24 protein-coding genes are annotated in these 25,126 nt (G+C 38.2%); 6 read left to right on the forward strand and 18 right to left on the reverse strand.

Annotated features, from left to right (window positions below; all coding sequences use genetic code 11):
- Positions 1-186 precede the first annotated feature (186 nt).
- Complete coding sequence (locus IPJ86_05320; GenBank protein ID MBK7886732.1) at positions 187-777, reverse strand: plasmid pRiA4b ORF-3 family protein; 591 nt, start codon at positions 775-777, stop codon at positions 187-189.
- Between the two features lie 350 nt (positions 778-1,127).
- On the opposite strand from IPJ86_05320, the gene IPJ86_05325 reads away from it, so the two are divergent.
- Both IPJ86_05325 and IPJ86_05330 read left to right on the forward strand, forming a co-directional pair.
- Complete coding sequence (locus tag IPJ86_05325) at positions 1,128-2,057, forward strand: AraC family transcriptional regulator (protein MBK7886733.1); 930 nt, start codon at positions 1,128-1,130, stop codon at positions 2,055-2,057.
- Positions 2,058-2,143: 86 nt separating this feature from the next.
- Positions 2,144-2,911, forward strand: coding sequence for an SDR family oxidoreductase (locus IPJ86_05330; GenBank protein ID MBK7886734.1), 768 nt, complete (start codon positions 2,144-2,146; stop codon positions 2,909-2,911).
- 94 nt (positions 2,912-3,005) lie between these two features.
- Here the strand turns inward: IPJ86_05330 and IPJ86_05335 are convergent, their stop codons facing one another.
- Both IPJ86_05335 and IPJ86_05340 read right to left on the reverse strand, forming a co-directional pair.
- Positions 3,006-3,749 carry a T9SS type A sorting domain-containing protein gene (locus IPJ86_05335; protein MBK7886735.1) on the reverse strand — a complete coding sequence of 248 codons (744 nt, stop codon included), beginning with the start codon at positions 3,747-3,749 and terminating at the stop codon, positions 3,006-3,008.
- Positions 3,750-4,571, reverse strand: a complete 822-nt coding sequence (locus IPJ86_05340) for a hypothetical protein (protein MBK7886736.1) — start codon at positions 4,569-4,571, stop codon at positions 3,750-3,752. It lies immediately after the preceding gene.
- Positions 4,572-5,084: 513 nt separating this feature from the next.
- Between IPJ86_05340 and IPJ86_05345 the strand changes: the two genes are divergently transcribed.
- Positions 5,085-5,945, forward strand: coding sequence for a nucleotidyl transferase AbiEii/AbiGii toxin family protein (locus tag IPJ86_05345; GenBank protein ID MBK7886737.1), 861 nt, complete (start codon positions 5,085-5,087; stop codon positions 5,943-5,945).
- Here IPJ86_05345 and IPJ86_05350 read toward each other — a convergent pair.
- The 15 genes from IPJ86_05350 to IPJ86_05420 form a co-directional block, all read right to left on the reverse strand.
- A complete protein-coding gene (locus IPJ86_05350; protein MBK7886738.1) occupies positions 5,934-6,818 on the reverse strand; it encodes a hypothetical protein in 885 nt (294 codons plus the stop codon). The two genes, IPJ86_05345 and IPJ86_05350, sit on opposite strands and share 12 nt — an antisense overlap.
- Positions 6,819-7,534: 716 nt before the next feature.
- Positions 7,535-8,239, reverse strand: a complete 705-nt coding sequence (locus IPJ86_05355) for a T9SS type A sorting domain-containing protein (protein MBK7886739.1) — start codon at positions 8,237-8,239, stop codon at positions 7,535-7,537.
- The gene (locus tag IPJ86_05360; protein ID MBK7886740.1) at positions 8,236-8,649 is read right to left on the reverse strand and encodes a hypothetical protein; all 414 of its coding nucleotides are present in this window, start codon (positions 8,647-8,649) and stop codon (positions 8,236-8,238) included. Before IPJ86_05360 ends, IPJ86_05355 begins: the two co-directional genes overlap by 4 nt.
- 56 nt (positions 8,650-8,705) lie before the next feature.
- Positions 8,706-9,230, reverse strand: coding sequence for an insulinase family protein (locus IPJ86_05365; GenBank protein ID MBK7886741.1), 525 nt, complete (start codon positions 9,228-9,230; stop codon positions 8,706-8,708).
- Positions 9,212-11,476, reverse strand: a complete 2,265-nt coding sequence (locus IPJ86_05370) for an insulinase family protein (protein MBK7886742.1) — start codon at positions 11,474-11,476, stop codon at positions 9,212-9,214. The genes IPJ86_05365 and IPJ86_05370 overlap by 19 nt, the downstream gene beginning before the upstream one ends.
- Positions 11,477-11,608: 132 nt before the next feature.
- Entirely contained in the window at positions 11,609-12,166 is a 558-nt protein-coding gene (locus tag IPJ86_05375) for a hypothetical protein (protein ID MBK7886743.1), read from the reverse strand.
- Positions 12,167-12,202: 36 nt separating this feature from the next.
- Positions 12,203-13,291, reverse strand: a complete 1,089-nt coding sequence (locus IPJ86_05380; GenBank protein ID MBK7886744.1) for a TM2 domain-containing protein — start codon at positions 13,289-13,291, stop codon at positions 12,203-12,205.
- Between the two features lie 131 nt (positions 13,292-13,422).
- A complete protein-coding gene (locus tag IPJ86_05385) occupies positions 13,423-14,208 on the reverse strand; it encodes a response regulator transcription factor (GenBank protein ID MBK7886745.1) in 786 nt (261 codons plus the stop codon).
- A complete protein-coding gene (locus tag IPJ86_05390) occupies positions 14,198-16,120 on the reverse strand; it encodes a histidine kinase (protein MBK7886746.1) in 1,923 nt (640 codons plus the stop codon). The genes IPJ86_05385 and IPJ86_05390 overlap by 11 nt, the downstream gene beginning before the upstream one ends.
- Positions 16,121-16,648: 528 nt before the next feature.
- Positions 16,649-17,212 (reverse strand): histidine kinase, encoded by a 564-nt coding sequence (locus tag IPJ86_05395; GenBank protein ID MBK7886747.1) that lies wholly within the window; start codon positions 17,210-17,212, stop codon positions 16,649-16,651.
- Entirely contained in the window at positions 17,179-18,717 is a 1,539-nt protein-coding gene (locus IPJ86_05400) for a hypothetical protein (protein ID MBK7886748.1), read from the reverse strand. The genes IPJ86_05395 and IPJ86_05400 overlap by 34 nt, the downstream gene beginning before the upstream one ends.
- A 44-nt stretch (positions 18,718-18,761) precedes the next feature.
- Positions 18,762-19,160 carry a hypothetical protein gene (locus IPJ86_05405; GenBank protein ID MBK7886749.1) on the reverse strand — a complete coding sequence of 133 codons (399 nt, stop codon included), beginning with the start codon at positions 19,158-19,160 and terminating at the stop codon, positions 18,762-18,764.
- 1,217 nt (positions 19,161-20,377) lie between these two features.
- Positions 20,378-20,623 carry a hypothetical protein gene (locus IPJ86_05410; protein MBK7886750.1) on the reverse strand — a complete coding sequence of 82 codons (246 nt, stop codon included), beginning with the start codon at positions 20,621-20,623 and terminating at the stop codon, positions 20,378-20,380.
- A 48-nt stretch (positions 20,624-20,671) separates the two neighbouring features.
- A complete protein-coding gene (locus tag IPJ86_05415) occupies positions 20,672-20,824 on the reverse strand; it encodes a hypothetical protein (GenBank protein MBK7886751.1) in 153 nt (50 codons plus the stop codon).
- Between the two features lie 679 nt (positions 20,825-21,503).
- The gene (locus tag IPJ86_05420; protein MBK7886752.1) at positions 21,504-21,866 is read right to left on the reverse strand and encodes a hypothetical protein; all 363 of its coding nucleotides are present in this window, start codon (positions 21,864-21,866) and stop codon (positions 21,504-21,506) included.
- 717 nt (positions 21,867-22,583) lie between these two features.
- Here IPJ86_05420 and IPJ86_05425 point away from each other — a divergent pair.
- From IPJ86_05425 to IPJ86_05435, 3 genes are read left to right on the forward strand one after another with little or no spacing between them, the layout of a single operon-like run.
- The gene (locus IPJ86_05425) at positions 22,584-22,955 is read left to right on the forward strand and encodes a hypothetical protein (GenBank protein MBK7886753.1); all 372 of its coding nucleotides are present in this window, start codon (positions 22,584-22,586) and stop codon (positions 22,953-22,955) included.
- On the forward strand, positions 22,918-24,288 hold the full coding sequence (locus tag IPJ86_05430) for a T9SS type A sorting domain-containing protein (GenBank protein ID MBK7886754.1): 1,371 nt from the start codon (positions 22,918-22,920) through the stop codon (positions 24,286-24,288). Before IPJ86_05425 ends, IPJ86_05430 begins: the two co-directional genes overlap by 38 nt.
- A 53-nt stretch (positions 24,289-24,341) precedes the next feature.
- The gene (locus IPJ86_05435) at positions 24,342-24,998 is read left to right on the forward strand and encodes a hypothetical protein (GenBank protein MBK7886755.1); all 657 of its coding nucleotides are present in this window, start codon (positions 24,342-24,344) and stop codon (positions 24,996-24,998) included.
- The last annotated feature ends 128 nt before the right edge of the window (positions 24,999-25,126 follow it).

Below are 25,126 nucleotides of genomic sequence, written 5' to 3' on the forward strand. Positions count from 1 at the left end.
ACTCCATTACTGAAAGAAAAACAAACGGAAGCAGGTCGAACTAAAGGTAAAGCTATTCCGCTGTTGAATCAGAAAAGAGCGGTTAATTTTATCCCTGATCATGAACATTCTCGAAATCCAACTCTTAACCTCCCTGAAGTTCAAAGCCCGAAAAAATCTCTGCCATTAAACTTTTCGTTTCCCCTCTTATCCATACAACTTCATTGTCCGTTTTACATAGGTACTCATCCCCATCCAAAAATAGTTTTTATACTCGTACGGATCAAATCGATAACCTAACCATTCATCGTACTCTCTGATTTCCGCTTTTTTCTTGCTCAGGATGGCCTGTTTAAGAATACTATATCCGGGAGGTCCACCCACATCTTCCGGCGGACAAGCCATAGCTCCCGCCAGACAACGGGGGTAAGTCCATGTAGATTCGGTTTGGGTATACCCTCTCAAAATCACCTCGTGTTCCCAGTAATCCCCAAAATCATACACATACCGAATTGAATCCCCTTCGGCAAGTAAAAAATCGGTCAGCTTCACCTTCTTTGCATCCAACAATAACTCTTCTTCATCTATATCAAAATCCGGACAACCATACAACTCCTTTTTTCCGTCCTTCATTACTTCAAACTGAAACAAATGACTTGACTGCCATTTCATCGCCACTTGAATGACGGCATGCAGTTCCAATAAACTCATTCGGGGTGCCACCTCTACCAAACGCCATACAGTGGGAGTGGTGTGCAGCAATTTAATTTCGAGGATGAAGAGGTTGGGTGCGGACATGGGTTGAGGAGTGAATGAGCCGTTGTTTATTGATTTCGGAATGTAAATTGAAAGTGAAAATAGACAAAATCAGAATTAAGTTGATTTCAAAATTCGTTGGAATATTCAATTCTAAGAATAGTCTGTCCACTTCCATCAAAATCTTTTTTGGTGGATCTTTCTATCATTGAATCCGCACATAAATATTCATGTATAGTGAAGAGCATATTTTAACATCATAAAAACGTCACGGGGCATTGCAATAAAGACCATTTGAAGAAATGCCCTTTCTAATTCTGCCAGTTGATCTATTTAAAAAGGCTAAAATACGATACAATCCCTACCTTTGTCTTTATTTGAATTTCACAACTATGGTAAAACTGAGCATACATGATTTCTACAAGGACATTCTTGGCGAAAATGCAAGTCAACTGGATTACTTTTTTGAAAATCAAAGCACCAATGATCTGGGGCATTTCAATGTTTTTGATATTGCTAAATTCTATTATAGCAACAAGCAAAAGCCGGCGATGTCGTACAATAGAAGATTGTACTATAAGATTAGTCTGATAAAGGGGCATAATGTGGTAGAGTATGCAGATAAAACTGTTCAAATAGAAAAGCAGGGGATTTTGTTTGCAACACCGAAGATTCCCTATCGGTATACACCACAAGATGCCAATCAGAACGGTTATTTCTGCGTATTTACAAAAGATTTTTTATCGAAATCAAAAACCGGAATTTTGCTAGATGACTTTTCTGTCTTTTCTCCCAAAAGCGAATTTATCTATGAGGTTGACGATTCGCAATACAATGAACTGGAGGCCATTTTCATAAAAATGAGTCAGGAATTGTCTTCCGACTATGCATTTAAATATGATTTGCTTCGTAATTATGTGATCGAATTATTACATACAGGTCAAAAACTAAGTCCGATAAGCAGTTCCTTAAAAAACATCAATGCTGCAGGTAGAATATCGGCTTTGTTTATCGAATTACTGGAGCGGCAATTTCCGATAGAAAATGATGCACAAGTGATCCAACTAAAAACACCTCTGGATTTTGCTACCGCATTGGGTGTACATATCAATCATTTGAACAAGGTATTAAAAGAAACTACCGGAAAAAGTACTACAGAAATTATTAACAGCCGCATCGTTGAAGAAGCCAAAATTCTGCTCTTGCAAACCAAGTGGAATGTGACCGAAATAGCAAATGCCTTAGGTTTTGATGAAGTAGCTCATTTTTCAAATTATTTTAAAAAACATACCACGCTCTCGCCATTGAATTTTAGAAATTGATTGATTTTTGCAAATACTTGATTGTTGTTTGCAAACCGGGTTTTTACTTTTAACAGGACATTTGCATTCTGTTAAAATGTAACCAGATGACGAATAAAACAAACAAAGTAGCCTTAATTACAGGCGGTAGTCGCGGATTGGGGAGAGACATGGCCATTCAATTAGCCCGAAAAGGTTTTGATATAATTATTACTTACAACAGCAATCTTAACGAAGCCGGCAAAGTAGTAGATGAGATAGTTGCTATGGGGAAAAAAGCCAAAGCCTTGCAATTGGATGTAGCTGATGCAAAAGGATTCGACTCCTTCGTTAAAAATTTAAAATCGACACTGAAGGATAGTTTTGAAACTGAACATTTACATGCCCTGATAAATAATGCCGGCATTGGAACGTACACCAGTATTGCAGATACGACAGAAGAGGTGTTTGACACGATGGTAAATATACATCTCAAAGCTCCCTATTTTATTACACAAAAATTATTGCCTGTTATCAGTAATGGTGGCAGCATTGTAAATGTGTCAACTGGATTGACCCGATTTAGTTATCCGAATTATGCTCCTTACGCCATCATGAAAGCAGCTATTGAAAGCTTGAGCAGGTATCAGGCACAAGAACTGGGCAGTAGAAAAATTAGAGTTAATACTATAGCCCCGGGAGCCATTGCCACTGACTTTGGTGGAGGTGCAGTAAGAGACAATAAAGATTTGAATGCTTCGATAGCAAGTACCACAGCTCTTGGCCGAGTGGGCTTGCCCGATGATATTGGTAGTGTAGTTGCTTTCCTTTGCAGCGATGACGCCAAATGGGTGAATGCCCAACGTATAGAGGTTACAGGTGGAGTGCATATTTGACATGACCTTGTGTGAGGAGCAATGGGAATAAGGCGTTTACTTTAATAAACCATTCCTTGAATAAATTCCATCTTCTCACCTTCTAAACATAAAACTACTGCTTAATGAAAGCGGTGGTGAAAACGGTTTCCTTGCTGTATAATTTCAGGAGATAAAAACCGCTCTTCATATTCAGCACAATCCTGTCGTTTCCCTCGCTCAATGTACCCTGATCGATAAGTTGTCCAAGAGGAGATAAAATTTCATAGCGAAAATTTGCGAATGGCAATCCGAACAAGCGGAGGTGATCAGATGCAGGAACGGGGCCGGCGAACAATTTGTTTTTTGCTTCATTCGAATTCAAACTACTTGTAGCTGTGGAGATCCACCAGGTGGAGATGTTCGTATTGAACGCTACTGAATCGTAAACAGTAGATGACATCAACAAAGAGGTTGAATTTATCTGTAGCAAAGTCCTCTCCCCATATCCGGGCACATCACTAAAGAGAAAACTGCCCGTTTGCAAACCGGTTGCATCAAATCTTGCCAATTGAAACCGATTTACACCCGTAGCTAACTCGTAAGCCATAAAAACAGAAACATTACCGCTATTATCGATCGTTTGAGTATATCCCACATCATTCTGACCACCTTGCGACAACACTGTATTCATGAATAGTGAGTCGCCTGTAAGACTGGAAATGCCGCGTAATTTAACTGACGAAATAGACAAGGTCTGACCAGGATATTCGGTATGCGCAACGTACAAGAGGGTATCGTGCAAGCTAAGTCCGATAGGTTCTGAGTAATAACCTGCACTATAGTTTCGGTCCCAGAGCACCTGCAGAGCGGTATCCACTCAAACGATTCCATATTGACCACCGAGCGGGGCCTGGTTAGAACGCGCATCCAACAAATAAATACGGTCATCCTTAATAAGTACGCTCTTAATAAAATCACCATAATAGGCATTCAAACCAATGGAGGCACGAATCGTCCCTGCGGTATCCAATTTCATAAACGAAGCATGCGTCGGCGAACCCGTAGGACCTGTCATACAATGCAGATACAGGTGCTCATCATAATACGAAATGCCGAGCCCCTGCTGCGTACCGGCATAGGTTGTCGACCAGAGTTGCTGACCGGCAGCAGTATATTTCAGCAAAATGGCCTTATAGGATCCGCTTAAGGTATACCCTGTGAAATAATAATTATTCGCATCATCCACACAAACACCCTTCCCCTGATCATACAATGCCCCGACACCATTAATGGTATCCATCCATAAAAACCCTCCAGCACTGCTGTACTTCATCATCAGGATGTCGTTGTTATTTGCAGTATTAAAATATTCACCACACAATACCAGATCCCCATTCTGATCCAACACTGCATCCATAATTTTCTCATTCTTCCCGGCCGGGCCTGAATAAAATGTCCGCCACAATTCATTACCGATGGCATCATACTTCACAATAACCAGATCAGTGTTATTCATTCCCGATGGGAGCATAATGCCTATCGTATAGACGTAACCGTTAGGATCGTAAACGGTAATACTGGAGTTTTCATTTCCCGAAGCACCATCATCAATGATGTTCTGCCAGGAGATATTGAGCTGGGCATTCGCCAGGATGGGAAATACGAAACAGGACAGAAGGAGTATGAAATGTTTTTTCATTGGGTTGGGTTGGGGAGATAAAGGTAGGGGAATCTCATTAGCTTGACGTATTCAAAAATACTAAAAAAGTACTTCATGTACTCCTATCTATCACAGCGGACTCATCCGGATTTGACATCGTGAAAGTCAAGATGAGCAATCTGGCCAGATCAATTAAATGTGCTACCTAAAGTGGTACAATGATTCGAGGATCAAAATAAAAGAGTGGCGAATAGATAGTATGCAGCAGTAACCCTTCTTGGTGATTGATCTGCTAACCATATGTTAACATGTTTTCCTATTTTAGCAGTCTGAATACTATAAAAAACTATTTCCGGAACAAATGATACACGATGTAAGAGGATAATACTCTAAGAAAATATTACTTAATAAAGATTTACTTTAACTCGAATAATACATGAATCAATTTGTAAATCTACCTTTCTTCTCTTTTCCAATAAAATCAAACTAATAATTCTACTTTAATACAATACAGGGATTGCCCAAGGATTAACCCATACCAATTTCTACCATATGGACTTCCATAAAATAAAACTCATCACCATTGCTGCATTACTGTCGGATGATATCCTATTAGGCATGTTTGTATTGAAGGGTGGCAATGCATTGGAACTGGTTTACGAAATTACAAACCGGGGAAGTATCGATATCGATTTTTCGATGGAGGGTGATTTTAAACCGGAAGAGCGGTCACGTGTTGAACGGCAAATGGATTCGCTATTAAAAGACGAATTCGATAAGCATGGATATGTGGTATTCGATGTAAAACTGAATGAACGCCCGGAGCATATTCGTGAGGAAGTAAAGAGTTTCTGGGGTGGTTATTTATTGGAGTTTAAGATAATTAAGCGGGAAGAATATGACAAACTTTCACTGGAGATTGATACTGTTCGCAGGAATGCCATTCCTATCAAACCCGATGGGTCTACGAAATTTACTGTTGATATCAGCAAGTATGAGTATGTAGGCCGAAAAGAGAAGCGAGAGTTGGATGGTTCAATTGTATATGTTTATTCTCCCGCAATGCTGGTATTGGAAAAGCTTAGAGCGATTTGTCAGCAATTACCCGAATATAAAGAAATCATCGGAAGTAAAAAATCAAGTCCTCGTCCCCGGGATTTTTATGATATCTACAATCTGCTTAAAACCTTTCCGGATATTGAAAGCAATGATGAGCTTAAAGACATGCCGCGTTTTGTGTTTGAGGCCAAAAGAGTGCCCTTGGATTTCCTAAATAGAATATCTTCTCAGCTTGAATTTCACAGACAGGCTTGGGAAAGCGTTGCCCAGACAGTGAGCCAGCGTGAAACGTTAAACGAGTTTGATTACTATTTTAATTTTGTTGTTGAATTTGCATACAGACTAAAGTCCTAAGGGATAAACCAAATTCCACTTTGTTGATAGCACAGGGTTTTTAATCGAATAGGTAAGGTAGAACTTATATTTGTTATCGCTGGCAAATAAATGTTGAATCTGATCGCTATAACCTGCCTTCTCGAGGTAAAAACCAATCACCTGATGATAGGGATAGATGAAATCCATTTGCGTTAAATAGTTTCTTAACTTTTGAATATCTGCTTTTTCTTTCGCCAATTCATACGCTCTTAAAACTTCAGTCACTCCTCCGGAATAAGAAGGACGTATGGCAATATCAATCAGGGTACGTTCGAGGTCTGTAAAGCTGTACGAAAGCTCGCCATTGTTGACAGAGATAACCCCGAGTTCATTTGTAAAACGCCCATTCGTAATAACAATCTTCTTATCCCCATGAAAATAGTGTTTGGCGCTTTTCCTTTGCGGTCTGCTGAAAGCTGCATCGATATTTTCCTGAGTCAATACAGGTTGCTGAATTCTGTTTGCGACAGATAATTTCGAATGTTCAAAATTCAGATAATATGTTTTAGGAATCTGCAGTGTTAATTGGTGTAAAAACAACGAAGTGTAGAACGCATAGTACGAGTTATTCACCAAACCCGAGAGGATTGTCATTTCATCCTTTGATCGCCAGGTATACAATTTCACTTCACGCGCATCGATGCTGTTTATAGTGGATTCCGCCAGATCCCCTTTTTTCACTAAAAACGTTATTACTTTTTCCGGACTACCATTAAATGTGAAATCAAGTTGCTGAAGCAGATCAACCAATACAATGCTCAGTTTAGCCTTTGTAAAAGATTTAATCGGGTAAGCCCCCATCGCGGCGGAGAGTTCGGGATAAACAAGTTCTAAACTGGATTTTCGTGCCATTCAAATTTACCTTTGGCATATATGCCAAAGGTAAGTAATAAATATCAAAATTGCAAATAATTGCGGGACTTTTTTGAGCTTGATTTATGGTGAGGGTTGAGGAAATTCGGGTAATTATATCCGTTAAATTAGCATATATGCTAATTTAACGAAAGAAAATGATACTTTGTTCTATCTCGATGGATTATCTTGTGCCCAACTTCATAACTCATTGATATTTAGATTAAAAATTGTTTTTCCAGTAAAGGTCGAATGATGTACATTGGGATGTTTAAGCCCACCAAATTACCAGGTTAACTTTATTAATTTTTGGAGAAACATCACCATAGATACTTACCAATTAGCTGCACTTCCTTTGAAAGTGGAAGAGCTGAAATCTTATCCTGTGTTTTCTGTAAAAAACAGCGAGATCGGCTCTACTACTTTTTAGAAACCATTGCGCCGTGGAATCAGTGGGGAGGAGGTAAATCAGGAGAAGAAATGAAAGGAATAATTTCATCTTTCGTGTTTTCAAATATAAAGGAGTTAATTTGGATGCGACTGTATCAATACGAATAACCCCTCTTTTCTACCTCTGGTAATGGCCGTATATTGCCAACGGTAATCATCCTTTTTAAACCAGGGGTGAAGGATGATTAAGTTCAAAGATACCTCACAAATTAAAAAGAGGGCCTTCCTTAATGAAAGTCCCTCCTTGCAATTCTGCATTGAAATGATTAATGTTGAACTATCAATTTCACAGTTTGATCACCTGATCGAACTAAATATATTCCATTTTGTAATTCGCTTATATCCACATGCTGAGGACTCGTGCCTTCAAAGGTGTTGAAATTAAATTGGCCAACAATTTTTCCGTTCACGTCAAGGATTTCTACCCTCTCATCGTATCCTGAAATTTGGATTTGATCACTTGCCGGATTAGGGCCAATTTGGAGATCAAGAAGTGATTCCTTCCCTTCGATTAGTTCATTTTCAGCACCCATTCGCGCACTCACTACCGGCTTTGGAGTGATTTTGATTTGTTTACTGTTTACACAATTTCCTGCAGCAAGCGTTGCACGCATTTGCACTTTATAAATGCCTGTATCTGATACCGTGACGCTATCCACCCCACTTGCAAATAGTTGGTTGTTCTTGAACCATTTGGTCTTAGAATTTTGTGTGTTCCAAATTGTTGAGGCAGATAAAGTAGTACTCTGACCCGGTGCAATCCGTCGCCTGGATGCCTGTAAGTCAATAACGAGTGGGTACACCCATATTTGACCGTGTGCTACGTCAGAATAGCAACCGTATTGGTTTATTACCCTAAACTCTCCATTAATTGCGACTCGGTGAATTGATTTATCATGTCCGTTGGGGAAAAAGAGGCTGTCGAACGGAATTGTAAATCCACCACCATTGTTGGTTGTAAGATAATTCACCCTCCTCCTGGATAAAGAGTTACCCCTGCACAACTTGTACTGAGAGTAAACCAACCATTTGGGTTTGGATGGACGAGTACGTCCACACATCCGATTTCAGTACATCCATTTACACCGGTAAAGGTGCAAATGTAACCATCAGTCATGTCAGTGAAGATTTGGCCGGAAAAGAATCCGTTGCCATTTGTTAGGGTGACAAAGTTGGCCGGTAACGCTTCACCGCTCATTCTTGACCAAGCAAACGTTCCTGGTTGTCCAGTTCTGTTTAAGTTCAAAACCACATTGATTGTGCCATCACAGGGATCCTGCGGGCTATCAATACTTTGGATTTCTCCACACTGGGCATTAATTGGAGTTGCTGTTGCAGTCATACCGAATACGAACAGCATCATGTAAAATAGTTTTTTCATGGTTATAAAGATTTAGGTTTTAAGATAATTATTTGTAAATATAACTAATAAATAAGTTAGAAATCACCGGCTGCTACTGTTACTAAGGTCTCCGTATTTATCCATTTAGCAATAGTGTCATTTACCTGATTTACTTTTAGCGCTGCCACTTTCGCTTCGAAGTCCGCATCCCAGATGATGTTCCTTTCTATCTGCATATAGCTTGACATTTTAGAGCTAAGTTCATTGTCCTGCGAACGGCTTAACATGCGGCTCTGTAAATAACCATTAACAGCATCCTTTAACTCTGACTCCGTTACACCATTTTTTATAAACCGATCCAATTCTTCATTGCAAGCTACTTTAACTTTTTCAAGATTCTCAGGATTAAACATGGCATATAATCTGAAATGAGAAACACTATCCAATGAATTTCCATAGAGAATAGATCCTGAGCCATAGCTTAATCCTTCTTCCTGGCGTAAACGTTCTGCAAGTCGTGAATTCAGAAAGCCTCCTCCAAAAATATAATTGGCCATAAACAATGCAGGATACTCTTCGTGCGTATCGTTTACCGGAAGCTTCATGCCACCCAGCAACATGGCATTCTTTTTATCAGGAGTTGATATTTTTCACTCACTTGTTTTCCGGGAATAAATTCATCTTTTGCTCTCTCATAAACTACAGGTGACTCCCAATTACTGAATATTGGCTTCAATCCTTCTACCAATTCCTTTTCATCAAATTCACCCACACAGGAGATGTTAGCATTGCTACTATTGTAAAAATCCTTATAGAAACCGGTGAGGTCTTCCCTGCTTATGGATTTGATTGCTATCATCTGATCTTCAAAATCCATCGTATAACGGAAGTCGGAGGGTCTATAATTCTCTGTAAGTTTGCTATACTTTCTATAGACCAATGCTATTGGATCACTCTTCAATTCTTCAATGGCCGTGATGCGTTCTGTCTTTAAAATTTCTAATTCTGATTCCGGAAATACGGGTCTCCTCAATATTTCTTCCAAAAGACCCAATGTTGCTTTAAGATATTTCTTCTCCGCATTTGCAATTAGCATAACTTGTTGCCCACTGCCATAAATGAAGATGTTAGCATTCATCTTATCCAATGAATCGTTGAGCTGCTCATAGCTAAGATGTTTAGACCCCTTTTTGAGCATAGCTAATGTGAGCGATGCTATTATACTTTTATTTTTCAATGCTGCTTCATAACCAATACGCAAGGAGATGCTCAAATTCACTTTTCGGCCCCTGTTGGGTTTACTCAATAAATTATACTTCGCACCTCCGTCAAAATTCCCTGCCCTGATATTGCGTTGGATATTTTCAGGTGACGGATCAAAAGTTTCCAGGTTTGAAAGGGCCTTTCTTCCCTCATATCTTTTCAGCTCTTCTTCCAGAACCGGGGCGTCCGGGACCTGTACTCTCTGCGGTAATTTTTCAGGAATAAAGTAACCGGTAGTACGGTTGGAGGAAATAAAATATCTGGCTACTACCTGATTCACTTCCTCTACTTTAATTTGCTCCAGCCGGTCACGATATAGGAACCAATGTCTCCAGTCTCCCAAGGCAATGTACTCCGACAAGGTCATACATAAATAATCGGTGTTGGTATATTGCTCTTCCACCTCTTTCAACAAAGTCGTACGGGCCTGCTCCACCTCTTCCGCTGTAAATGGATGTAATGGGAGGCTATCCAGCAATGAAAACATCTCCGCTCCCACATCAACGAGTTTTTTATCCTTGAGTGCCTCAGATTCAAAATAAACATAGCCGGGTTCCTTTAAACCATACACCGATCCGTAACAGGTACTGGATTTCCCGGACTCCACCAACGCTTTGTACAAACGTCCTGAGGGTTTATCGGTTAACATCTCCGAAATAATTTCAATGCCTGCATAATCCGGATGTGTAGCAGCAGGAATATGATACCCGCAGGAGACGATCTGAACATCACCTGTTCGCTTTAATGTTACATGCCGTTCACCATCCTGAGACGGCTCTACGGTATACGTTTCTGTTAATGTACGGGCAGGTTTGGGTATCACTCCAAAATATTCCACCACCATTTGCAGGGTTTTCTCTTCTTCTATTTTACCGGCTATGATCAGTACCGCGTTATCCGGTTGATAATATTTCTTATAGAAAGCTTGCAGGTTCTCTATCGGTACCCGCTCAATATCCTCCTTGGACCCGATGGTAGATTTTCCATAGTTATGCCATAAGAAAGCGGTAGAAAATACACGCTCTTGCAAAACAGCAAATGCATAGTTCTCGCTTGCTTCAAACTCATTTCTGACAACGGAAAATTCAGTGGCAAGATCTTTTTTATCAATAAAAGAGTTCACCATGCGGTCACTTTCGAGATCAAGTACCCAGCGTAGATTTTCATCTGAAGCCGTAAATGTTTCATAATAGTTGGTTCGGTCATACCATGTTGTTCCATTGGACCTGCAACCATGCGCCGTTAATTCCTGAGGAATATTTTTATGGCGTTGTGAACCTTTAAACAGCATATGCTCCAGGAGATGAGCCATACCGGATTCACCATAACCTTCATGACGGGAACCGACCAGATAGGTGATGTTAACGGTGATGGTTGGCTTTGATGCATCCGGAAAGAGTAATACTTTAAGCCCGTTGTTAAGCCGGTACTCCGTGATGCCTTCGATGGAGGAGATGCGTTGGGGAGTCTGTGCAATTGTTGGAAGAAAACAAATGGCGAAAAAGAGAAAAAGTAATATACGAATATCTATAAGTGAAGAATATCGTATTTCTCTTTTGCAATAACTAAAGGAATTTTTGTTTAATAATGTTTGTGTTTTCATAGCAGAGTTTTGATTAATGTTTTTTTAATTCTATTATCTGAAAAATGTGGTCAAAAGAACAAGTGAGCAACGCAAAGGCATTCATTCATCTTGTTAGACCACATAAATTTTCATTTTAATCGAATATGCTTTTTATTTAAGTCTGACTTTTAGTCCGGCATTTATCAGTGACATGCCATAACCTAGTTCAAAATACCCGCTTGTGTTTTTCGAAAGCATATGAGTAACTCCTATGTGTGGATATATACCGAAGCCTTCGATCTTATCAATATAACCCAATGTCTCTTTAAAGTTAATAATACTGTAAATCAAAGTTGGTCCGCCATAAATCATACTTTTCTTTCCAAGTTCAGTAATGTATTCCAATTTCAGTCCGACAATAGTTGAAGTTGTTTTTTGCTCCGATACATAACCGGACTCATGTCTTTCGCTGAGATATACAGTTGTGGTCCCGCCTAAAAGGCCAATCTGGACTTCATCTCCTACAGCTGCATCTAAACTAAACTGGTAAACAGGTGAAGATTTTACTTTCATATTGCCATCAATTGCGGCAATTGTTTTCATTAACTTTCTTAGATTATTAGGCATTCCAATTCCGGCGTTAAGATGTACCATACCTTTTTCAACCGTTTGACCAATTGAAAGTGCAGCGATAAAAACTGAAAATATTGTGAGGATGAGCGTTTTCATATTGTTGATATATTATAGATTTAATTTTTTAGTGAATTAACGAATAGAGAAATCATATACTTTGGTGGCCTGAGCACTATAGATATTCGGAACAGTTCCTGCATACATAAAGCAGTACTCTCCTTCCTTTAAATTTGCAGTGGGTGTAACTTCAAACTCACCATTACCGAGATCTGTTATATCAAAAGCAACGACGTACTTATCATCTACACCGCTGCTATGAGAAAACGAATTTCCTGTGCCTGTAACAAACTCACGAGAGTTTGATCTTTTATCCATATACAGCATCATAAATTCATTGGGACTACTTGCCTGACTGAAATATGTTGAAACCATATCATTCGCATTCTCTTCAGTTGCAGCAAAGACAAATCTGAATATTGGTTTGGACTCATGAATTTTTACAGATGATTCAATTCCCCGGATAGATGCTTTAGATTTACTTTTTGCAATCCCATAAGTCATAGCAGTTAGCAAATAGCCCCCTGACTTACTTTGACTACTTACTGTAGGATATAATTTTTTATAATCCATTGTAGTTTGGTCCAGCAAATAAATCCCGGGCATTAGTGACTTCTTTGCAGCAGAATTTGATTTCCCGTTTCCGGATTTGGTCAATAGCATTTCATTTAATACTTCATTGGGCAAGCCAACACCTTTCAAATAGATGATAGAGTCAACGCTCAAATCAAAAGATGTTTCCGAACTTTTAATTATATTTATAATAATGTCTTTTGATACTTGCTTTTTATGCAATTGAACAACACCGGTGTTATTTAATGTAGTTTGTGAAATCCCTTGTAAACTAAATCCCATTATTACAAAAAAGAGTGCGGCAGATGATTGAACTGTCGTAAAAACAGTTTTTGAAGATTTGTTCCTCGCCGCCACTGCTGCCCATACCATACATACCGGCCATGTGAAGAACAGGCCTATGCCAAAAGTGAAGAGAGCAGCTAAGACGGATAAGAGGAACATGATCAATGCGCCTGTTATGGTGGAGTAGAGCATTCCCAGTGGACCGAAGAAAAAGCTGAGCAATAAGGCGGTTGTCATGCTTTTTTGAGACTGGATGGTTACAATAGTGCTTTGACTAGCGTTTCCTGAGGGGTTGTTGGTGTTCATGTCGTTTGGTTTTTTATTTGTTTCTGAACCAAACGTAGAAAAGTGACTGACCCTTGAATAGGATCAATGCGCCAGCGGCCTTCCGCAATGAGTTAACGGCAGGAAGTAATGAGTTGATGAAATATCAGCGCCTATTCAAAGGTGACCCCATGGGTGCGCAGAAAGTGCAAAAAATCGGCTTTACGGCGCTTGGAGACATCGACATGGTGTCCTTCGGCAAGAATAAGCCTCCCCGCCTCCCCCTCATTCCTGAATTCACGTATAAAGCGGAAACTTACAAGATAACTATCGTGTGCCCTGAAAAAATAAGGAAAACCGGAAAGCAGGGCTTCGGTAGCCTTGAGCGTTTTTGAAATCACTTTCTTATTTTTCCCTGTCAGATATATTTCCGTATAATTATTGGAAGCTTTGCAATAAATAATATCCTCCGCACTTACGGCTTCCTTCCCCCCTAATTTCGGCAGGAAGATGATGGAAGAGGACGGATTTTGTGGTGAAGGAATCTCCGTTTTCTCCGGTTTATCCTTCAGCAGACCTGCCTTTTCCCGTATTTTTTTCTCAACACCCCTGAATTCGTCGAGATCGATTGGCTTAAGAAGATAGCCCACTATGTCAAAACGGTTGATGGCTTTGATGGCATATTGTTCGTGAGCCGTAGTCAACACAATGAGAAAAGGATGTTTATCTATTACGGCCCCCAACATATCCAGACCACTGCGGATGGGCATTTCAATATCGGCGAAGACGAGGTCCGGTTTTAGATTCAATATCATCTTCTCCCCCTCTTCTGCTGAGGAAGCCACTCCCAATACGTCATAGCCTACACTAAAATCCAGTAAATATTTTTTCAATGATTCACGACCACTCGGTTCGTCATCTACAATAACGGTGCGAAATACTTTTGTGTCAGGCTGCATAATTTTGTATGGTTAGATCAAATTCCACTTTTGTCCCGGCGGGCAATCCGGTAGTATCGTATAAGTCAATGATAGTAAAAGTATCTGTATTGGAGACCTTATTATACATACTTAGTCGTTCTTTTGTAATCGCCAATCCATGCGAGGTATGCTGATGCTCGCTTTTCGCTTTTAAGTCCGCCGACTTCTGCCGACCAATACCATTGTCTATAATTGAAAAATGGAGCAAATCGCCTCTTTTCTTCACTTCAATTTCAATAATCCCTTTCTTACTTGATGGCATTAATCCATGCCAGATACTATTCTCCACAAATGGCTGGAGGATGAGAGGCGGAACGGAAAACTCATTCATATCAATGCCCGGTTCAATGCTGATCTTGTAATCAAATTTTGTGTTGAAACGCATTTGCTCTAACTGAATATATAGTTCCAAAGTAGAAAGTTCCGTTTCCAGAGAAACAATAGCCTGACGGGAGCTCTCCAATATTCGCCTTACTAAGCGGGAAAACTTCGTAAGACTGGAGGAAGCCGTCATTGTATCTTTTTGTAAAATACAATTATGAATAGAGTTCAGGGCATTAAAAATAAAATGCGGATTCATCTGTGCTCTTAATAACTTCATTTCCTGCTCTGCCCTCTGTGTAGCGAGCTTCTCTTCGTAACTCAATTGTTCCTGACGGATTAACTTTTCCTGTGTTTCTTGAATTGTGATTATTGCTTGATTTAGTTTACGGTTGGTTTTATAGCCGCGGTAGAGGGAGAAAGATAATGCAATAGATAGGACTCCAACAACAATAAGGGCACCCAAATATATTTGTCTGGTTTTTCGTTCGTGTTGGATCAAAGTATTCTGAATGTCCATGGCGGTGGATTGCAGATCTGAATTTCTATTTTTTCGGGTGGAATCAATCGCTATAGGATCAAAATCTGAAAGTAACGAATCTATTATATCACCGGCACTTATTGAATAAAATGCCGCTTTATCATATTCTTTTAGCAAATAACTAATTTTGCCCAGCTGGGAAAGAACATGTGCTTCAAAATATTGCACATGCCTTTTATAAGAAAATTGAGTCTCGCCATTAATTTGTTGAAATAGAAAAGATTTATAATTAAAAAAATCTCCAATAAAACTTGAAGATCTAAAATCTGATTTTGAACGCAATGAGGGTAAGTATAATAGAGATTCCTTAAAAAGCGTATCCATTTCAGTTAATAATTTATAATCTAAGACTTTTTTGGATGTGTACTTTTTATATAAGAAATCTCCAATCGTTGCTAATGCGATTGAAATACCACCACTATCATTGCCATTTTTGCAAATTTGTAATTGCATTTGCAATATCTCCAATGCTTCTCTATTCTGATTTCTTGACTTAAATATAAAGTACTTGCGACCTAGTACATAAATACTAAATTCAGGACTTCCATGCTTTTCCTGGACTGTATAATACTTATCAAAATACAATAATGCACTTGTTGTGTCACCGGTCTTTAGTTTCATCTCTGCAATATTGCCATAAACATAACCTATTTGTACTGTGTCACCAATTTTGCTAAATGCATCCATTGCTTTATAAAAATAATTCATGGCGTTGTTGGTATCTAATTTCATAGAGTACTCAGCTGCAATGTAATTAGCAACCTCGCCAACTTTACGATAGTCTTTTAAAAATATATAATTTTCATAGGCTATCTTAAAATGATATAACGAAGCCTCTGCCTTTACACCAAATAATAATTGACCAATTCTTTCATTTGTTTTTGCAATTCCTTCATTATCTCCTATCTGTTCATAATAATTCAAAGCGGTTCTATAATATCGCAATGATGTCTTTCTATCATTAACCTGATACAACGCTCCGGTAAGCAATGTAGCTTTGCCTTGCAATTTCATATCATCTATTCTCATAGCGAAAGTTATTGCAGAATCATAATGCAACTTTGCAATGGCATTAGCCTTTTTATCGAATTCTTGTGCATGCGTTCGACCAATTTGTATATGTACTTGGGCAAGCAGCGATTTACATCAATTTCTTTTTTTCGATGTGGAGAACTATTTACTATGGAATCTAAAATTTGCTTAGCTTCACGAACATAGGTTAATGCTTTATCTTCAATATAAAGTTTAGATATAGAATCCGTCAAACTTACTATTTGAGTTGCTCTAAGCAATGGATCCCTATCAGCATTTAACTTACTGTATATAGAATCATAGTTTAGATTTTGCGGACGCACAATTGGATAACAACACTAAAAGAAATACATTTAGATTAACTAGTACAAAATGTTTCAAATATTTTGACTTGTCAATTACAAAACAATCTGATAAAAAGGAATTGCATACGGTTAGAATTTCGTTAAATTAAATTAAACTACTATTGATCAAATTTAATACTTCTTTCATCGCGCTAATTTATATGATGTAGTACTTTACAGACTAAACCACTAACTCAAACTCCACCTTCGTTCCTGCCGGCTCATGTAGCTCATTATACAAATCAATAATAATAAAAGAATTCGAATTGCCCTGGTTCTCATTATACATATTCAACCGTTCTCTGGTAATAGCAATTCCATGTGAGGTATGTTGATTTTCGCTCTTCGCTTTCAATTGAGCAGCTTTCTCTCTGCCGATGCCATTATCTGATATGGTAAAGTGCAGGTGCTCTCCCTTTCTACTAACTTCTACCATGATGCTGCCTTTCTTTTCAGAGGGCATTACTCCATGCCCGGTACTATTCTCCCCAACTGGCTGGAGGATGAGGGGCGGCACCATCGTGCTTGCAGGATCGATAGCCGGATCTACTGTAATGGTGTACTCAAACTTAGTATTAAAACGTAATTGTTCAATCTGAATGTATAATTCAAGGGTCGCCAATTCTGATTCCAGCGAAATTGTACTTTGCAGGGAATTATCAAGTATCTTTCTTACCAGCCTGGAAAATTTGGTTAAGCTGTTAGCTGCTGTCAAGGTATCTCTTTGCAAAATGCAATTATGAATCGAATTGAGGGCATTAAAATAAAATGCGGGTTCATTTGTGCCCGGAGTACTTTCATTTCCTGTTCCGCCTGTTGCATTGCAATTTTCGTTTTTGCCGCTTCCTCTTTCCTTATGATGGCAACTCTTCGTTTATAAATAGTAAATACCAATACCGCCATAAAAATAAAGAAGTAGGCATAGAACGTAGAACTAAGATACCAGGGTAGACTAACATTGATCGTCCGTTTATCTCCTGCCTCCTTCCAGTTAAGGCCATCTGCAGAAACGCGAAACTGTATCGTGTGACTACCCAATGAGAGGCCGCTCAACAATAAATGCCTTGAGTCATCCAAATCAATCCACGAAATTTCATCAGAAGTCCGGTACTGAATTTTTGCAGTACTTCTAAAATTTGAAGAATAACTTGAAAAATAAAAGTCAATGGCTTCATCATATTTAATATCTAAAATCTGTTGTAAAGAGTCTGCTCTGATACCGGCATAAAAAACGGAGTCAATTCGAAACTGAGGGTAATAGGGTTGTGTTGCTAATACTTCATCGGAAACTATGCAGATTCCATTGGATGTCAGGAAGGCTATTTTAGCATTACTCGGTGATGAATAATTTGCAGGATACACTCCGCTCTTAAATGATCCACCAAACATATGATTTAATCCCAGCCAATTTTTCGTTCGCATATTGTAGAGATACAGTCCATCCTCCTTACCGGCAAGCATCATCTCCTTTTTAATAAAGAGATAGTTGACACCCGCTGAATCGGGAGTTTGTGTGAGGAATTTAACTTCATCACTATTCAAAACTAATCGATATATCTTCCCATCAGTAGCGGAAATATATACTGTATTGTCCTCTCCGGTAGTAATGGTTTTTGCCTGAATTCCTTTCCCTAAATCATCCTTAAAGCGCCGGCTTACTCCGGAAATCGTATTCATCATAAATAAGCCCGAGTCTTCCGAATTAATGAGAAGTTCATTTTCCGGTAAACTTTTCATACGGTTTACCTTATGCCCCTTAAATGATTTTAAGAACGTGGTTTCCTTACTATAATAATTTACAGAAACAACACCTCCCAATGAGCCGGCCCAGACCAATGAATCGTTATTCACATCTCTTTCCAGACTGAGATAAAAGTCACTCTTTCCATTGAAAGACAATTGCCCATTCTTCTTTTGTTTAATAAGGTTATAAAAAAGTAAGCCATCTCCATATGTTGCCAATAAATAATTACCATCGTTCATTCTGACGGCACCATAAATATTTAATTTGGAGTCGAGATATGTCCGTTTCCCTTCTCCGGACATTACTTCAAATCCACCTGTTCCCGTGGTAATAAAATTGTTGTTACTATCCGACAAAAGTGAATTATAGGAAGATAATTCAGGAATGATTTTCTGAAACCTGATCTTGTCAGGATAGTATAGTGAAGCAATTCCACTATTTTTCAAAATAATTAAATAATTGCTGAACGGTCCTTTAATGGTATTATATACCTTTTCACCGCTCAATCCACTTGACTTATTTAATTCAAAAACCCGACCACCCTTTAAAATCACAGCACCCTGTCCCAGGTCGATATCAGCACTTCATCATCCACTTTGCTGATCCCTGAAACAAAGGATTTTGATTGTGCGAGCATGCCTCCCGGGATTCCCGGAAAAAGTTTATCCGTTTTAACATTATAATGATAAATACCATTTCCCCAGGTGCCCAGAAGTAAAATACTATCATTAAAATTACAACCATAGCTGAGTTGGATTAACCCCGGAAGTTTTGCCTTCATTTGTAACGCCTGCCGATTTGCCGCATTCCATTTCAACAATCCTTTTCTTGTTGTTAGAAATAAATCATCGTTGGAAGCTTTAAAGATGGAATAAACCTCTGTAGGAATTTTATTGACATTTGACAGGATGCTATACAGCCACTGTCCTGTTTCTGCCTGTCTAAGCACGATACAACCCTTGTCCATTGTGCCAATCCAATAGGTACCATCATGTGCTTCAAAAATACAGGTGGTTCTAAAGGAGAAGGGAATAAAACCGAAAAAACCAGATTATTTCGTATAAATCTCAGTTTGAAATCAGGATGCTCATTTGCAAACCATATTCTCTGCTTACTGTCCTCGTATAAAATACTACTTTCCACATTCCAGTAATTGGCTGAAAAAAGTTCCTTTATGTTCTTATGACCTTTCACATGATTGTAAATCCCTTTATCGGTATACAACCACAGTACATTTTTTGATATCATACAAAACATTTTTAACATTCAAAGATCCGGTGATTCGTCTAAATTCCTCATTATCGAAACCATACTCGATATGTTGAGCTATTGAGCTACTTCCTGCTAACAACAACAGCAAATGCAGATGAAGAGTTTGACATTGAATACCATTATTCAGACGTTGGTATTATCTCTTCTTTTCAAGGAAAAAGGAAGGATTCTTACGTTGGTCGAGACCTCTTAACTGTCCAAACTGGGCATCCTGAAATTTCTGCAGCTTCTCCTGAACAATATTTGCTATATCCAGCAAGTTAACACAATTCGAAGTTTTCTTCCAAGGGGTTAGAAAGATATTCAGAAAACATCTCTGCCAAAATTGATTTATCACTGGTATTATCGGTAAGAGCGGATGTTAAGACATAATAACTTTTACCGGGTTCAGGCTCATATAGCTCACAGGTTCCAAATGTTTCACTGCCTCTTTTCTTATCGATAAAAGCCAATCCCGTATTACAGGCATCCGAAATGACAAGCAGGTTATTTAAACCATCAATATTATTGAGATCTTGTTGTAAACCCTCAGCGAAAAATAGCCTTCTGCATCCATGTTTTGCTTTGCATCAACCGGTATCCAATAAGAGTCCTCTCCATCTCCTGAAGGTTCACCATGACCCGCATACCATAAAATCAATGTTTTTTACCTGCGCATCTTCAACTTTTCTTTTCAGTTCCTTTGTCAGAAAAAATCTCATTTCTTTATCCTTCAAATTATGCTTACGAATAATTCTCTGAATCTGATACCCCTCCAACGAATTGCTTAGTGAATTCACATCCTTACTACACCTTCCAGATCAGGCCAGTTATCATAAATCGAATTAGAAATAATTACAACCCACGTTCTTCCTGACGTTTGTTGTACTCAACTTCGCATCCTTCTGTTTAATTCTAAATTGCAGTGTTTGGCTTCTCTTCCCCTTCAATTTCATAAACAACATTTACCAATGTATCTAAAGGAGAAACTGAAATATTCGCTTCGAACTCATACGATCTGCCAGAAACATTTGAAACGATGGCGGTAACGCCATTCACAGTAACATTTACGATTTTATACTGAGACTGTATTTTTCCCTTAAAGAGCACCTCTCTTTCCCTTTCGCTATCAATGTAAACTTCATTAACATCTTCACTCATGAAACCGGGTGGATTTATTAAAGACAATCTACCACTATTTTCAGGGAGTTAACCTATGATAATAATGTATGCGGTATCATTATTATCATAAACATCACTATAAACACAACGGATTTCAGAAATCGTATCCGGAATAGATAGCATTTCATCAAAGTGATACTCCTTTTTTGCTCTCTTCTTCTTCATTTTCTTACCGTTCATTTTGAAATATTTTATTTCACTTTCATCTTTAAGGTGACCTTTTATCCTGATTTGCTTATTTGATTTGGCACCGACTTTTTATAACGATTGTATTCACTGGTAGGATGTGAAGCCCTCCAGACTAAATTCCGGCGAATTCCTTTCCCGATTACTTTCGAACTCCTTTTCTTTAATACGTATATAATCGTCCTCATAAACATCCTCGCCATGGTATTCTCTTATTTGCTCCATTAATTGACGTGCCTTAAAATAATTCTTGTTTTTCTCATAATTCTGCGGCAAGAATCAAACTCAAGGTATCACTTGGATAAAGTTCAATCGCTTTAAGTAAAGGCAAAATGGCGATGGAAAATTCAACACTATCATGCATAAGGATCTTAAATTGTTCACGTAAAAAAACAGACTATAAGGATTCCTGTTCAAGATACGATCAACAACAGGTGCAGCATTTTCGTAATCTCCTTGCAATATACAATTCATATATGTTAAACTATCATACAGTAGCATCCATTTACTATTACAGTTGGTTTGCTTCATATACGACAAGTACATTTTAGAATAATTAAAAAACTTAACATGGGTATATCGCGAAGCGATAAAAAATAGATATCACAAAACTCCTTTACCTTCATTTTCTGCGGCAATGAATCAATTGTGCCAAGGTAAGGTTCAAATCGTTTCAAGTATTAACATAAGCTACACGAGCCTCATCTCCAATTGTCAGTTTGTTCTTATCCTCTGTATATTCTTCCCATTTATACCGCAATACATCTGCCTTTAGCTTCAGAACTTCCGTATAAACCCAACCGGGTCGAATTTCTGATCTTATGCAAGAGTCCAACACCACAAGTAGCATCAATCTATTACCACCTTTATAACGCGCCTTTAGGCCTTTCAAATAAACACTTCCCGGCTTTTTCTTATGAGTCTTATAAGCTTTGGTATAAAAGAATAAGGAAAGGTCAAATTTCTCCAACGTATCTGCATAATCGCCCAATATCTCCAAATCGTTCGGTTCAAGATTGGAGGCTTTTGAAAGCATCTTAAGATCATTCAGGCAGGCAGCACTGTCTCTCAGACCAAAATAGGCAATTGCTCTATAAAAGATCGCCTTTGGGCAAGCCGAATCCTTGGATAATACATCACCGGTGGCTCTTATTGCATCATGAAATTTGCGGTAATCAATCAGCGACTGAATTTCCCTGGCTTTTTATTACTTATACATTTTTGCCCTGAAAACAGCACCCGTTTTTAATAGCAAAATAACTACTAAAAAACAACAATGTATTTCTTGTGATCATAACCCCAAATAAGAATTAAATTAAGTTAGAAACTGACCGATTCAATAAACTGCAAAGACTATTTCTTCCCAATGGACAAATTCCCGATGAAAAGAGACCCTTATTGCATTTTGTGCTTCAAATATAATAAAATAATGCCATGAGACAAGCGCCGGAATGATAATTATCAGAATTCGATACTTGACCTTTTAAATGCAGAAAAAGAAAGATGCTATTCAATGCCCCGGATAGCGGGATATGAAACCCCGGGCAAAAGAACATCAGCACTCACTAAAAAGCGCCATCTACTCAACGAATACTGACACCTACTCATTGTCGATCTATTTTGCAAATAGTACAACTATTATTGTATTCACCTAAAATTAGTACCCCACGTGCCTTAGTAGTATTTGAGCGATAAACTCCTCCCTTATTGAAATTAAAAAGTTGTTTTATGAAAATAATAAAATCTACATTAAATGAAATCAACTAAACTACTCCATCTCTGTATACTACTATTTCTACTGGTAAAATTTACTCCGGCCTTTCCACAAAATTGCATGTGGGCAAAAAGTATGGGCGGACCCGGGACAGATGTCGGACAGTCAATTTGTATCGATGCACAAGGAAATACATATACAACAGGTTACTTTCAGGACACGGTAGATTTTGATCCCGGTTTAGGAACCTACATTTTAGTACCTGATAGTGGTAGTACTACATTTATCACTAAGTTGAGTAGTACCGGAAATCATATTTGGTCAAAAAGCCTTTCAAGGGGAAAGCCAGGCACTATTGCTTCAATAAATGTAGATGGGCAGGGGAAATATTTATTTGGGAGGGCATTTTGATATGACCGCAGATTTTAATCCCGGGATTGGTGTATTTAATCAAACTGCGATTGGAGGTATTGATGTTTTCATTATTAAACTAGATTCAATGGGTAATTTTCTTTGGGTCAAAACATTTGGAGGACCGGTCTTAGATTGGTGCACTGAAGTAAAACTTATAAATAATCATTTATATATTACCGGACTCTATAGCGGTACGTCTGACTTTGATCCGGACACTTCAATTTACAATTTAAGTTCCATTGGTATATATGACACCTATCTGGTTAAATTAGATACATCAGGAAATTTTATTTGGGCTAGAAGTTTTGGGGGGAAAGATGCTGAAAATGGTAATAGCATATCCCTTGATGCTCTTGAAAACATATATGTATGTGGTAATTTCATTGACACGGTTGATTTTGACCCCGGAATAGGCGTTTTCGAACTTGTTCCCTATGGAGGGGCGGATGCCTTTGTGTACAAGCTCGATTCGTCAGGAAATTTTATTTGGGCAGTAAACTTCGGGGGCTTAGACTATGAGTCGAGTTTTTCTATAAGAACAGATCCAACTGGAAACATTTACTTAACCGGTTATTTTCGAGGGTTGGCAGATTTTGACCCGGGATCAGGCATATACAATATGAGTCCTATAGGTTGGGATGATATTTTTATAAGTAAACTTGATTCCTCGGGTAAATTTATATGGGCCAAAAGTATAGGTGGGACCAGCCTTGAAATGAGCACGGGGCTCTGTCTTGGTATGAATGGTGATTTATATTTAACGGGTGATTTTTATGGCACAACGGATTTTGATCCCGGTGTTTCAACATATAATCTCAATAGCATTGACTCTTCTGATATATTTATTTGCAAACTGGATACCTCCGGCAACTTTAAATGGGCCAAAAGCGTGGGAGGAATAGGTAATGATAACATTATATCTGCTGTTCTTGACAATGGAGGAGATTTATCTATTTGTGGAAAATTTACCCTCTCCGCCAATTTTGACAGCACATCGTCAATTCTACTCACCTCAATGGGAGCTACCGATATTTTCATTGCCAAATTCAACCAACTAAATGTTGGTATAGAAGAGTATTCAAATAAAACTAATTTACTATGTTATCCTAATCCCACTTCAGGTGCTGTTACTATCGAACTTAAATATCCGTCGCCATTTGTAGAATGTGAGGTATCAAATAGTATTGGACAAATAATTCAAAGCCATAAATTCTATAATACTGACAAGTTAAATCTCGAAATACAAGGTGAGAGCGATGTTTATATCGTACGTGTAAAAGATGCCGGTAGTATTTCGGAAATAAAATTGCTTAAACATAACTTTAAGTAATCATACAAGTTTTTAAAGTTAGTATCGCTACACCAGCATCTACTCATCAAATTGTGCCGTTTACTCAATTGAGGTCGACAGGTACTTATTGTGTCCATCTTATAAACCCCAACGATCTACTTTGGCAACAAATATTAAAATTTAAATCTAACCATTCAAAACTTCATCATGAAAAGAAAAATCTATTTAAAATAATCGCTACAGTAATTATAACTTGTGTAATTAATTCTGTTTCATCCACTAAAGCAATAGCACAATCTTTTACACTTGAAAATCACATCATCCTAAATGGAGTTGACGATTTAAACGACAAGGCTGTTGATATATTACCTACCAATGATTGCGGCTCAATAGTATTATACAGTACAGAATCCTTTACACATCAAACTGATATATTGGTAAAACGATATGATGCGCTGCACAATGAATTATGGTCTTATAACTATCCAAACTCAGGCATTGACAATCCAATTAAGCTAACTTCTGATGCAAATAAAAATATATACATTGCGGCTTCTACTGATAGTTTTAATACGGGCGGTCTTGACCTACTTGTAATTTCATTAACTCAATTTGGAAGTTTTAGGTGGGCGTATAATGAAAACATCAGTTTAAATACCAATGACAGCCCGTCTGATATTTTGGTAACAAACAACAATACATTATTTGTCTGTGGATCTGTAAATACAGGAGGCTTTAGTGAACGATAAGCACAAGTAATGGTGCTTATATAAATGGCTTTGATGAAATTGTAACTATCGCTGGTAATGCCTCACCAATGATTAAAATGAGTGAAAAAATAAATAATGAGGTTGTAGTTTTAAACAATGCAAAATCT

This window comes from Bacteroidota bacterium, from assembly GCA_016713925.1.
Taxonomy (GTDB): domain Bacteria; phylum Bacteroidota; class Bacteroidia; order AKYH767-A; family OLB10; genus JAJTFW01.

Excerpts from the sequence above, each read along its gene's own strand:
- IPJ86_05410 (MBK7886750.1), bottom strand. The coding sequence starts at position 20,623 with ATGAGTGAAGATGTTAATGAAGTTTACATTGATAGCGAAAGGGAAAGA.
- IPJ86_05425 (MBK7886753.1), top strand. The coding sequence starts at position 22,584 with ATGAAATCAACTAAACTACTCCATCTCTGTATACTACTATTTCTACTG.
- IPJ86_05350 (MBK7886738.1), bottom strand. The coding sequence starts at position 6,818 with ATGGCACGAAAATCCAGTTTAGAACTTGTTTATCCCGAACTCTCCGCC.
- IPJ86_05370 (MBK7886742.1), bottom strand. The coding sequence starts at position 11,476 with ATGAAAACACAAACATTATTAAACAAAAATTCCTTTAGTTATTGCAAA.
- IPJ86_05385 (MBK7886745.1), bottom strand. The coding sequence starts at position 14,208 with ATGCAGCCTGACACAAAAGTATTTCGCACCGTTATTGTAGATGACGAA.
- IPJ86_05345 (MBK7886737.1), top strand. The coding sequence starts at position 5,085 with ATGGACTTCCATAAAATAAAACTCATCACCATTGCTGCATTACTGTCG.
- IPJ86_05380 (MBK7886744.1), bottom strand. The coding sequence starts at position 13,291 with ATGAACACCAACAACCCCTCAGGAAACGCTAGTCAAAGCACTATTGTA.
- IPJ86_05420 (MBK7886752.1), bottom strand. The coding sequence starts at position 21,866 with ATGCTTTCAAAAGCCTCCAATCTTGAACCGAACGATTTGGAGATATTG.
- IPJ86_05330 (MBK7886734.1), top strand. The coding sequence starts at position 2,144 with ATGACGAATAAAACAAACAAAGTAGCCTTAATTACAGGCGGTAGTCGC.
- IPJ86_05375 (MBK7886743.1), bottom strand. The coding sequence starts at position 12,166 with ATGAAAACGCTCATCCTCACAATATTTTCAGTTTTTATCGCTGCACTT.
- IPJ86_05340 (MBK7886736.1), bottom strand. The coding sequence starts at position 4,571 with ATGAAAAAACATTTCATACTCCTTCTGTCCTGTTTCGTATTTCCCATC.
- IPJ86_05415 (MBK7886751.1), bottom strand. The coding sequence starts at position 20,824 with ATGAACGGTAAGAAAATGAAGAAGAAGAGAGCAAAAAAGGAGTATCAC.
- IPJ86_05430 (MBK7886754.1), top strand. The coding sequence starts at position 22,918 with ATGGGCAGGGGAAATATTTATTTGGGAGGGCATTTTGATATGACCGCA.
- IPJ86_05320 (MBK7886732.1), bottom strand. The coding sequence starts at position 777 with ATGTCCGCACCCAACCTCTTCATCCTCGAAATTAAATTGCTGCACACC.
- IPJ86_05390 (MBK7886746.1), bottom strand. The coding sequence starts at position 16,120 with ATGAGAATAGATGATATGAAATTGCAAGGCAAAGCTACATTGCTTACC.
- IPJ86_05360 (MBK7886740.1), bottom strand. The coding sequence starts at position 8,649 with ATGAAAAAACTATTTTACATGATGCTGTTCGTATTCGGTATGACTGCA.
- IPJ86_05365 (MBK7886741.1), bottom strand. The coding sequence starts at position 9,230 with ATGTTGCTGGGTGGCATGAAGCTTCCGGTAAACGATACGCACGAAGAG.
- IPJ86_05325 (MBK7886733.1), top strand. The coding sequence starts at position 1,128 with ATGGTAAAACTGAGCATACATGATTTCTACAAGGACATTCTTGGCGAA.